At 36.1% G+C, this 12,683-nt stretch carries 5 protein-coding genes; all 5 read right to left on the minus strand.

The window, feature by feature from the left end:
• Nucleotides 1-78: 78 nt before the first annotated feature.
• The 5 genes from rpoC to AB671_RS06430 all read right to left on the minus strand — a co-directional run bounded on the left by rpoC (nucleotide 79) and on the right by AB671_RS06430 (nucleotide 12,527).
• Complete coding sequence (gene rpoC / locus AB671_RS06410) at nucleotides 79-4,347, minus strand: DNA-directed RNA polymerase subunit beta' (protein ID WP_066676061.1); 4,269 nt, start codon at nucleotides 4,345-4,347, stop codon at nucleotides 79-81.
• A 110-nt stretch (nucleotides 4,348-4,457) separates the two neighbouring features.
• Nucleotides 4,458-8,279 (minus strand): DNA-directed RNA polymerase subunit beta, encoded by a 3,822-nt coding sequence (rpoB, locus tag AB671_RS06415; protein WP_066676063.1) that lies wholly within the window; start codon nucleotides 8,277-8,279, stop codon nucleotides 4,458-4,460.
• A gap of 435 nt (nucleotides 8,280-8,714) precedes the next feature.
• Nucleotides 8,715-9,308, minus strand: coding sequence for a hypothetical protein (locus tag AB671_RS06420; protein ID WP_066676065.1), 594 nt, complete (start codon nucleotides 9,306-9,308; stop codon nucleotides 8,715-8,717).
• A gap of 17 nt (nucleotides 9,309-9,325) precedes the next feature.
• Nucleotides 9,326-11,767, minus strand: a complete 2,442-nt coding sequence (locus AB671_RS06425; RefSeq protein ID WP_066676068.1) for a thrombospondin type 3 repeat-containing protein — start codon at nucleotides 11,765-11,767, stop codon at nucleotides 9,326-9,328.
• Nucleotides 11,768-11,843: 76 nt separating this feature from the next.
• Complete coding sequence (locus tag AB671_RS06430) at nucleotides 11,844-12,527, minus strand: hypothetical protein (RefSeq protein ID WP_066676069.1); 684 nt, start codon at nucleotides 12,525-12,527, stop codon at nucleotides 11,844-11,846.
• Nucleotides 12,528-12,683 lie beyond the last annotated feature (156 nt).

Genomic DNA, 12,683 nt, shown 5'->3' on the forward strand with positions numbered 1-12,683 from the left:
GTTATATTTTTAAAAATGAAATTTGAGATTGTGAAAATATAAAAATAATTTCAAACCTCAAATTTCAAATCATTAATTTTAGTTAAGGTCTTCGAATTCTTTCTTAGAACCTACAATTACATTTTGATATTCTTTAAGACCTGTACCTGCAGGGATTCTGTGACCTACAATTACATTTTCTTTAAGACCATTCAAGCTATCTACTTTACCAGCAACTGCTGCTTCGTTTAGAACTTTAGTTGTCTCCTGGAACGATGCTGCAGACATGAATGACTTAGTTTGTAGAGCAGCTCTTGTAATACCTTGCAATACTGGTGTTGCAGTAGCAGGTAAAGCTTCTCTTACTTCAACTAAAGCCTGATCTTCACGCTTCAACTTAGAGTTTTCGTCTCTTAGTTCTCTTGCAGTAATCATCTGTCCTGGTTTGAATTCTTTAGAATCACCAGCTTCTGTCACTACTTTAAGACCAAATACTCTGTTGTTTTCCATTAAGAAATCGTATTTGTGCTCAAGAGCAGCTTCAAGGAATTGAGTATCACCTCCATCAACAATTGATACTTTTGTCATCATCTGTCTTACGATGATTTCGAAGTGCTTGTCGTCGATTTTTACCCCTTGTAGTCGGTAAACTTCCTGAATTTCGTTTACTAAATATTCCTGAACCGCAGTTGGCCCTTTGATCTTCAAGATATCGTCTGGAGTAACTGAACCGTCAGAAAGTGGCGAACCAGCTCTCACGAAGTCATTCTCCTGTACTAAGATTTGGTTTGATAATTTAACTAAATAAATTTTTCTCTCACCAGTTTTAGCTTCAACGATTAATTCACGGTTACCTCTTTTGATTTTTCCGTAAGAAACTACCCCATCGATTTCTGTAACAACCGCCGGGTTTGAAGGGTTTCTTGCTTCGAATAATTCGGTAACTCTTGGAAGACCTCCAGTAATATCCCCTGTCTTAGCAGCTTTTCTTGGAATCTTGATTAAGACTTTACCAGCCTTAATTTTTTCACCATCGTTTACCATTAAGTGGGCTCCTACCGGTAAGTTGTAACCTTTTTGTTCAACACCTTTAGAATCTACTACTTTTAATGTAGGTACAGCTTTCTTATTTCTAGATTCAGAAATTACTTTCTCTTCAAATCCTGTAGCTTCGTCAATTTCCAACTGGAATGAAATACCCTGAATAATATCCTCGTATTCTACTTTACCAGCAGTTTCTGCAATAATTACCGCGTTATAAGGATCCCATTTTGCAATGATATCTCCTTTTTTCACTTTATCTCCAGATTTAACTAATAATTGAGAACCGTAAGGTACGTTAGCTACCATTAGTGGAGTTCTAGTTTCGTTATCAGCAACTAATCTAAATTCTGTTGTACGAGATACTACTACTGCAGTAGTATTACCGTTTTCGTCTTCAGAAGTAATTGTTCTTACCTCATCCAATTCTACGATACCGTCTCTTCTTGCAGAAATTGAAGGATTTTCTGATACGTTTGTAGATACCCCCCCTTGGTGGAAAGTTCTCAATGTTAACTGAGTTCCCGGTTCCCCAATTGATTGTGCAGCAATAACCCCTACAGCTTCACCCATATGAATAGGTTTACCTGTAGCTAAGTTTCTACCGTAACATTTAGCACAGATTCCTTTTTTAGTTTCACAAGTCAGTGGTGAACGAACCTCAACCGCTTCAATACCGAGTTCTTCGATCTTTTTAGCTAAAGATTCATTAATAATCTGATCTGCGTTAGCGATTAACTCATCTGTTTCAGGATCGTAAATATTATGTAAAGAAACTCTACCTAAGATTCTTTCAGAGATCTTTTCAACAATCTCGTCATTTTTCTTAAGCGCAGTAACTTCTGTTCCTCTCAATGTTCCACAATCGTCTTCTGTAACGATAACGTCTTGTGCAACGTCTACCAATCTTCTCGTTAAGTACCCCGCATCGGCAGTCTTAAGAGCGGTATCCGCAAGACCTTTACGAGCACCGTGAGTAGAGATAAAGTATTCTAAGATGGAAAGACCTTCCTTAAAGTTTGCAAGAATCGGGTTTTCGATAATTTCCGCACCGGTAGAACCAGCTTTTTGCGGTTTTGCCATCAAACCTCTCATCCCTGATAACTGACGGATCTGTTCCTTGGAACCCCTTGCTCCAGAGTCAAGCATCATATATACAGAGTTGAAACCACCTTGGTCAGTTTTCATTCTGCTCATGATCATTTCAGTTAATCCTGCGTTGGTGTTTGTCCAAACGTCGATTACCTGGTTATATCTTTCCGTATCTGTAATTAGACCCATGTTATAGTTGGCTCTAATTTCGTCTACCGTTTCAATAGAAGTAGCAATCATTTGCTTTTTCTCAACAGGAACTACAATATCCCCTAATGAGAACGAAAGACCGCCTTTGAATGCATTTGAATACCCTAAGTCTTTCATTGCATCCAAGAACTTCACCGTTGTAGGGAAGTCTGTATCAGCAAGTACTTTACCAATAACATTTCTTAATGATTTCTTCGTAAGAAGCTCATTAATATATCCTGACTGCTTAGGAACGATTTGGTTAAATAAGATTCTACCAACAGAAGTTTCAGTTAATTTCGTAGTGATTTCACCGTTTTCTTTGATTGGTAATCTACATCTTACTTTAGCGTTCAATGAAACTCTACCTTCTGCATAAGCGATTTCCGCTTCTTCAGGAGAGTAGAATGCCAAACCTTCACCCAATACTTTTTTCTCTTCTGTAGAGCTTAATTCTTTGGTCATGAAATAAAGACCAAGAACCATGTCTTGAGAAGGTACCGTAATAGGAGAACCGTTTGCAGGGTTCAAGATGTTTTGAGAACCTAACATCAATAACTGAGCTTCAAGGATCGCTTCTGGTCCTAACGGTAAGTGTACCGCCATCTGGTCACCATCGAAATCGGCGTTGAATGCTGTTGTTACTAACGGGTGTAGTTGGATAGCTTTACCTTCGATCATCTTAGGTTGGAAAGCCTGAATACCCAATCTGTGAAGGGTAGGTGCTCTGTTCAATAGAACAGGGTGACCTTTCATCACGTTTTCTAGGATATCATATACTACTGGTTCTTTTCTATCAATAATTCTCTTTGCAGATTTTACTGTTTTTACAATTCCTCTTTCAATTAGTTTTCTAATGATAAACGGTTTGTAAAGTTCAGCTGCCATATCTTTAGGAATACCACATTCGTGAAGCTGCAAGTTTGGACCTACAACAATTACCGAACGTGCAGAGTAATCTACCCTTTTCCCTAGTAAGTTCTGACGGAAACGACCTTGCTTACCTTTCAATGAATCTGAAAGTGATTTCAATGGTCTGTTTGATTCAGATTTTACTGCAGAAGATTTTCTTGTATTATCGAATAATGAATCTACTGATTCCTGAAGCATACGCTTCTCGTTTCTCAAGATTACTTCAGGAGCTTTAATCTCCAATAGTCTCTTCAAACGGTTGTTTCTGATAATAACTCTTCTATAAAGGTCATTTAAGTCAGAAGTAGCGAAACGTCCTCCATCCAATGGAACTAATGGTCTTAATTCTGGTGGAATAACAGGAAGCACACGCATAATCATCCACTCTGGTCTGTTGATCATTCTAGTATTAGCACCTCTCAATGCTTCTACTACGTTCAATCTTTTTAGAGCTTCAGTTCTTCTTTGCTTAGAACCTTCGTTGTGAGCTTTGTGTCTTAAGTCGAAAGATAATGAATCAAGATCAATTCTTTTTAGCAATTCTTCAACAGCTTCAGCACCCATTTTGGCGATGAATTTGTTTGGATCTGCATCATCAAGATATTGATTTTCTACAGGAAGAGTATCCATGATATCAAGGTATTCTTCTTCTGTAAGGAATTCTTTATCGTCAAAATCAGAACCATCTAATTTTTTAGCGATACCTTGCTGAATAACAACATATCTCTCGTAGTAGATGATCATATCTAATTTCTTAGAAGGAATACCCAAAAGGTAACCGATTTTGTTTGGTAAAGAACGGAAATACCAAATGTGCGCAATAGGAACAACCAAACCAATGTGTCCGATTCTTTCTCTACGTACTTTTTTCTCCGTAACCTCTACACCACAACGGTCACAAACAATCCCTTTGTAACGAATTCTCTTGTATTTACCACAAGCACATTCGTAATCTTTGATAGGACCGAAGATTTTTTCACAGAACAAACCGTCTCTTTCAGGTTTGTGCGTTCTGTAATTAATAGTTTCCGGCTTAAGCACCTCCCCTCTTGAGTCTTGTAAAATAGACTCTGGAGAAGCTAAACCGATGGTTATTTTATTAAAACTACTTGTTTTATTTTTATTTGATGACATAATTTAATTTTTGATTAAAAGATTAAAAGTTTGAGAGATTTAAAATTCTCCCCCACTTATTATCTCTGAGTTTAATTAATGCTTTAATTTTTTAATAATTAAATCTTAATTTACTCTTCCAATCTTACGTCTAATCCAAGACCTTGTAGCTCATGAAGTAATACGTTGAAAGATTCAGGAATACCCGGTTCAGGCATTGCTTCTCCTTTCGCAATCGCTTCATAAGTTTTTGCTCTACCAATCACGTCATCTGACTTCACAGTAAGGATCTCTCTCAAGATATTTGATGCTCCAAATGCTTCAAGAGCCCAAACCTCCATCTCTCCGAATCTCTGACCACCAAACTGAGCTTTACCTCCTAATGGCTGTTGAGTAATCAATGAGTAAGGTCCGATAGAACGTGCGTGCATTTTGTCATCTACCATGTGTCCTAATTTCAACATGTAGATAATACCTACCGTTGCAGCCTGAGTAAATCTCTCTCCGGTACCACCATCATAAAGGTGAGTGTGACCAAATTTAGGAACTCCTGCTTTTTCAGTATACTCAGTAATCTGATCAAGAGTAGCACCATCAAAGATAGGCGTAGCGAACTTCAATCCTAATGTTCTACCAGCCCATCCTAAAACGGTTTCGTAGATCTGACCAATGTTCATACGAGAAGGTACCCCAAGTGGATTCAATACGATATCTACTGGTGTTCCGTCTTCAAGGAATGGCATATCTTCTTCACGAACGATTCTCGAAACGATACCTTTGTTACCGTGACGACCCGCCATTTTATCTCCAACGTTTAGTTTACGTTTTTTAGCGATATATACTTTAGCCAACTTCATAATACCAGCTGGTAATTCGTCTCCGATTGAAATTGCGAATTTCTCACGGTTTTTAACTCCTTGAATATCGTTAAATTTGATCTTGTAGTTGTGAATCAACTGCTTGATTAATTCGTTTTTATCGTTGTCAACAGTCCAATCTGCACCGCTTACGTTAACGTAATCTTCAACTGAAGTTAATAATTTATGAGTAAATTTCATACCCTTACCGATGATTTCCTCATCTAAGTCGTTGGTAACTCCCTGAGAAGTTTTACCGCTAACCAAAGTATTTAATTTTTCAATTAAACTATTTCTCAACTCGTCAAACTTAGCCTTGTAAGTGTTTTCAATCTCTTCAAGTTTAAGTTTTTCTTCAGTTCTTTTCTTTTTATCTTTAATGTTTCTAGAGAACAATTTTTTGTTGATAACAACACCTCTTAATGAAGAATCTGCTTTCAATGAAGCATCTTTTACATCACCAGCTTTGTCACCAAAGATTGCTCTAAGAAGTTTTTCTTCAGGAGTTGGGTCAGATTCACCTTTTGGAGTAATCTTACCAATCATGATATCACCAGGCTTTACTTCAGCACCAATTCTGATCATTCCGTTCTCATCAAGATCTTTTGTAGCTTCTTCAGAAACGTTAGGAATATCTGCTGTCAGTTCTTCCATACCTAATTTGGTATCACGAACTTCAAGAGAATACTCATCTACGTGGATAGAAGTAAACCAGTCTTCACGTACAACTTTTTCGTTGATTACGATTGCATCCTCAAAGTTGTAACCCTTCCAAGGCATGAACGCAACCACTAAGTTTCTACCAAGAGCTAATTCTCCTTTTTCAGTAGCATAACCGTCGCAAAGCACTTGTCCTTTTTCCACTACATCACCTACTCTTACGTTTGGTCTTAGGGTAATTGTTGTACTCTGGTTAGTTTTTCTAAACTTCGTAAGGTTATATGTTTTAGTAGCAGATTCGAATGATACTAAATCTTCGTCTTCACTTCTTTCATATTTAATGGTAATCTTATCAGCATCTACATACTCTACAGTACCTTTACCTTCAGCATTGATCAAGATTCTAGAATCTTTCGCAACTTGTTGTTCCAGACCTGTACCTACAATTGGAGCTTGTGGCTTCAACAAAGGAACTGCCTGACGCATCATGTTTGATCCCATCAATGCTCTGTTCGCATCATCATGTTCCAAGAAAGGAATTAATGAAGCCGAAATACCAGAAATCTGGTTTGGAGCAACGTCGATCAAGTTAACTTCAGAAGGCTCTACTACAGGATAATCACCATCTAGACGAGCAATAATTCTGTCTGTAATAAATGTACCATTGTCATTCAACTCAACGTTTGCCTGAGCAATTACTTTATCTTCTTCGTCTTCTGCATTTAAGTAAATAGGATCTGCATTTAGATCTACAGTACCTTCGTTTACTTTTCTATATGGAGTTTCGATGAAACCTAAAGTATTGATTTTAGCATAAATACCTAAAGATGAAATCAAACCAATGTTTGGTCCTTCAGGGGTTTCGATAGGACAAATTCTACCATAGTGAGTATGGTGAACGTCACGTACCTCGAAACCTGCTCTTTCTCTTGATAAACCACCAGGTCCTAGAGCAGAAAGTCTACGCTTGTGCGTGATTTCTGATAGAGGGTTGGTCTGGTCCATAAACTGAGAAAGCTGGTTGGTACCAAAGAATGAGTTAATAACTGATGTTAAAGTTTTAGCATTAACAAGATCAAGCGGAGTAAAGATTTCGTTATCTCTAACGTTCATTCTCTCCTTAATCGTTCTTGCAATTCTCGAAAGACCTACACCGAACTGTCCTGCTAATTGCTCACCAACAGTTTTAATTCTTCTGTTTGAAAGGTGATCAATATCATCAACATCCGTTTTTGAGTTAACCAATTCAATTAAGTGTCTTACAATCGCAATAATATCTTCTTTTGTAAGAACCTCAGTTGTAGTTGGGATGTTTAGACCTAACTTTTTGTTTAGTCTGTAACGTCCTACTTCACCTAATGAATATCTTTGCTCTGAGAAGAATAATTTTTCGATAATTCCTCTTGCAGTTTCCTCATCGGGTGGATCTGCATTTCTTAGCTGACGGTAAATATATTCTACTGCTTCTTTTTCAGAGTTAGTAGGATCTTTCTGTAACGTATTCTGAATGATAGAGAATTCGTTTGCATTTTCTTTGTGAATCAAGATAGATTTCACACCTGCATCTATGATAAGGTCTAAGTGCTCTTTTTCAAGAATTGTTTCTCTATCTAAGATGATTTCGTTTCTTTCGATAGAAACTACCTCACCAGTGTCTTCGTCTACGAAATCTTCGAACCAAGTGTTCAATACTCTCGCAGCCAAAGTTCTACCTTCTACTTTTTTAAGCGCAGCTTTAGAAACTTTCACTTCTTCAGCAAGATCGAAGATTTGAAGGATATCTTTATCAGATTCAAAACCGATTGCTCTTAATAATGTTGTTAAAGGTAATTTTTTCTTACGGTCGATATACGCGTACATTACGCTGTTGATATCAGTCGTAAATTCCATCCAAGATCCTTTGAAAGGAATAATTCTTGAATAGTATAATTTTGTTCCGTTTGCGTGGTAAGTCTGTCCGAAGAATACACCTGGAGACCTGTGTAACTGAGTTACAATAACACGTTCAGCACCATTAATAATGAAAGAACCACTGTCTGTCATGTACGGAACCGGACCTAAATATACATCTTGTACAACGGTCTGAAAATCTTCATGCTCAGGGTCTGTACAGTATAATTTAAGTCTAGCTTTTAGAGGCACGGAATACGTTAAACCTCTTTCCACACATTCGTTGATTGAATAACGTGGAGAATCTACCAAATAATCTAAGAATTCCAATACAAATTGGTTTCTAGAATCGGTAATAGGAAAGTTTTCTTGGAAGGTTTTGTGCAAACCTTCTTTCTTTCTGTCCTCAGGAAGTGTGTCTAGCTGGAAAAAATCTTTAAATGACTCTAACTGGATATCTAAGAAATCCGGAGTAATGATTTTTCCTTTAGCTGAAGAGAAATTAATTCTCTCAACTCCCCTAGTTGTTGATGTTGTTTTATTCATAAAACTTTTAAGAAAGGGTTAAAAAATATTTTGTTTTTATTCAAAAATATCAGAAAAAGATTGGTAGGTAAAAGAACTAAGAAAAAAAGACATTTGATGTTTGGCGCTATCAGAATGCGTCTTTTTTCTAAAATCTAGTTTCTAAAATCTAATTTCTAACTGCAACACTGGTATATCTTTTCACAGTGTAATGCAAAATATTTTTATTTTTATCTAACGACGAAAAATCGTAATTACAGTAAAAAACACAGAAGACCCTTTCAAATTAACGAAAGAGTTGATTTTCAGTATTTTACCGTAATATGTTTAATTTTTAGCGCCAAAAGAGAATGCAAATTTACAAAATTTAAACTTAATACACAACAAAAAAACCACTTCAAAATGAAGTGGTTAGGATTTTTAATTAATACAAAAGATTTGCTTTTTTAATAAAACTCAGCCTGCTCTCCAATACGACCAAACTGTACCATTGTACACACAAAATAATTTTCTTACCGGATCAAAAACCATCATTCCCGGTGCAGGGCTTTTAATATTTACTTCCGGATTCTCAACTAATGGAGGAATCATTGCCTTGTTGGTATCTTCTAAAACCAAAATCCCAGGAGTAACATCTGAAAGACTTCCTCCGATTTGAGATTTAGCTTCCGTTTTCTCGGGGTAAGAAGTATCTGTTTGTAAAGCAGCATCTACTGCGGCATTACCTCCTGTTGCCGGCAGCTCATTGGTATGAACCGTTAAATCAATCCAAGTACCGTTATTTTTAGAAAGCTTTACTTTTCTGTCGGCGCGATCAAAAACCAATGCACCTCCTTTCTGGTTTGCAGTGGGATGCTGACTAACAGCTCCCGCATTGGTTACCCATGGTAAAATCAACCCTTTAAAACCTGATCCAAATTCTAAAGAAATAGAAGGATTAGGCGTCGTTGTAGATGGAAGTACCGTTAAAGAAGATTTCCCAATCGCTACCTGTGCATAAAAAGTGACAAAAGAAGAGATTCCTAGAATTATTGAATATATAAATTTCATTTTTTTTAGATTTAAAATTAATTTTCAAGAGGGCAAGATTGTGCGTTAAAACATTTCCATCCTGATCTTGTACCATCGGTATTGATTTTTAAACAGTCACTTGTTATGTCGTAATACATCATTCCCATTACAGGTACCGTAATAGCAGGATTTCCTCCTGAAAGTGGCTCCCCCGAATTTGCTCCCGTGGTACTGCTCGGCATTCTATTCATCACGAAAGCTTTTGTATCTGCCTCAAGTGCTGTCCAGCCATTATTTCTCAACATCGGCCAGTTTGAATTATCGGCACCTGCTCTATTGAAAGCCGTGATTCCATGCTGTGTAGGATTATCGGTACCGGTTGTCGTATTTGGTTTATGGTAACATTTACAGTCATTAAGTGCTGAATTTTGAGAATTACCTATTCCCTGCCCAATATCACCCGTTCCATCGGTATTATCTGCAACACCTGCGGTATTGGTATGATTTCCGAAGGCACTATTGACCAAAAGAGGAACTCCATACCCTTCAGCTTTTGTACTGATAACCTGACTCGGAGTTCCAGAAGTTATTCCATCACCTAAAACCTTGATCTGACCTCTAAACTTATAATTTGGATCTGAAGAAGGAAGACTCAAAGAATGAACCTGGGTATATTTTACCTTTTCAGAACCTTCTATAGCATCAGGACATCCGTCACCATCTGAATCTACATCAAACTGATTAGAGATCCCATCATTATCAGGATCACAGAAACCATTTTTCACACCATATCCGTTACCGGTAATATAAGTAGCTCCCTTTACTAACTGACTTAGAATCACAGTATTTGTACCAGAGGTATTCCATGGTATCGTATTAAAAGAATTACCATTATAAAGCTCTAAAGAATATAATTCTCCGTCTCCTGCCTTACTACCATACATATTAACACTCCCATCTTTATGAATAATAATTCTGACCAATGGATTTGTAGAATTCCCTGTCATATTATAAACCTGAGGAATACCATTATTTCCATATCGATTTCCTCCTACAAACCTAATATTATCCGTTTGATCAGGTTGAAACTGAATTTCTTTCACGGCAAGCTTTACTCCATTAATATTTAAATTAAAAGAATTATCTAAAGTGAAGACATCAAAAATAAACCCCAGATCTGCGGAAGGTGCTGAAAAACTGACCGTTGTCCCGTTACTGGTATTGAAAGGCTGATTAACAACATAATCAGAACATTCAACAATATCTAAAATACCATCGTTATCAGAATCTAGGTCTAGCATATCTCTAATACCATCTCCGTCTGTATCTTTATCAATGAATGTAGAATAAACGCATGAGCTTGTACTTCCATTCAAACTGATTGAAAGATTGGTATTTCCTCCATTACCAGAACCACTGTACATTACCGGTATATCTACATACTGAGTTGTTGATGTAATAGTTGCCTGAAATGCTGGGTTAACAAAACCTGCTCCATTTACATTAATAGTATAAGTGCCCGGTGTATATATATTACCAACTGGAACTCTGAGTGTACGTGTAGAAGAAGTTCCCGCTACATAAGGAGTTAATCCCTGAAAAGCAATATTGTCACACGTAACAGTAAATGGCTGAAAATAATCTAATGATGCCAGATCTAAATTACCTGTAGAGCCATCACCCCGAATAAATTCATAAATACAAACGACAGCAGAATTTCCTGTCGACATGTTAAGGCTACGCACTGTAACTCTGGAAGAATCAACATTATTAGAATTTGTAAAATTTTCAGTGGTCGCCAAAAAAACAGTATTATTTAAATACGCCATCCCTTGAATTGATGCAACAGTCGTTGCTGTATTACCAGCAGTAAGCTGAACGACTTTAGTCGCTTTTAAAGTTGCAATAGATATTTTGTAGAGATATCTTTTACTGTTGTTATTAATAAAAGTATAAAGATTGTTCTCATAATCGTAAAAAGTATCAGTACCAAAAGCTTCTCCATTTTGCCAATCAGCATCACCAGTCACCAGACCAACATTCGCAGGACTGGGATTGATTCTATACAAAGCCTTATTCAGACTTTTAAAACCATAGGTATACCCAAAATATGGTCCATGAACATTATTTGTACCAATTCCTCCTATCTCATCAGGGAGAGTAACATTGGCAATGGCGGTTCCATTTTTATAAAGCGGCGTATTACTCGTTACATTAGAATGAAAAAACACCAACTGGCTACCGTTACCAGCAACAGCATCATATCCTATTGCCAAATTACTTGCATTAGGTCGGTTGGAAGCTAAATTTGGAGTTTGTAAAGGCGAAGGTAAAGCCCTTGCCGTTGTTGATGGGTTATTTATAATATCATTAGTAATATCATAAACTCTACCTAATCTCCCTAAAGACATATATATTTTTCCTGCCTGCTGAGAAAATGCAGGCGCATTGAATAGCAATACCAAGAATATACTTAGTATTTTATAGTTTTTTATCATAAAGTTTTCATTAAAAAAAAGAATATTTGAAAAGACCATATTTTGACCTTTCCTTAATACATTAACATTTGTTTTTTTAACTAAAACAAGGAGGTGGTCTTACGGAGAAAACAGTTGAAAAACAGAAATCCAAGGATCTACTATTATAAAAAACGTATTCCTGAGAATGGATAAATTTTAAATTTTCTTTTGCTGCAAAATCTTTTATGGCAAAAAACTTCCCTAAAAAATAATGATGTACTGTGGGGAAAATAGATGTTTTATCGAGACCTGTATACGCTTTAAAAGAACCTTCGGAATGATTGGCGAACATTTTAGATTGAGAAATATTCTTTTTTCTTTTTTGAAATTCGTTAATTTTTTCCAGGGTTTCCTTCTCTTCCTGTTTTGTAACCACTTCATTTTTAAAAACTAAGTTTTTATTTTTAAGACTAGTCTCAATCTCTACCTGTTCAGATTTATTTAAACTTTCAGATTTTTGTAAGCTAGGGCAAATCTTTATTTTTTGCTCATTAGATATGGCTGCATTCTTAAGTTGCTTTGAAAAAATATCATCACTAGAAAATATCTGAACATTCTTTTCTACATAAATAAAGGCATCATTTAAAGAATCTTTTCTATTTTCCTGAGCCGAAAAAAAATTGATTTGAAAAAGAAAAAGAAAAAGAATAAAAAATTTTATGAGTATCGTCAATTTGGTCATCCTGTAAAAACAAAAAAACGTCAACATTTGTGTAAAAAGCAATTTTAGAGTAGCCATAACCAATTACTTAAGTGCAAAATTATAACTTTATTTATTAATTAATCATTTGTTTAATTTTGTTTTCACTAACAATAATTTTGTTATTCAACAATTTCTATATCATAATATAATATTCATTAATTTGTATTAAACATATTACATTATAGTTTATTA

Source organism: Chryseobacterium sp. BGARF1 (assembly GCF_001677955.1).
In the GTDB taxonomy this organism is placed as follows: domain Bacteria; phylum Bacteroidota; class Bacteroidia; order Flavobacteriales; family Weeksellaceae; genus Chryseobacterium.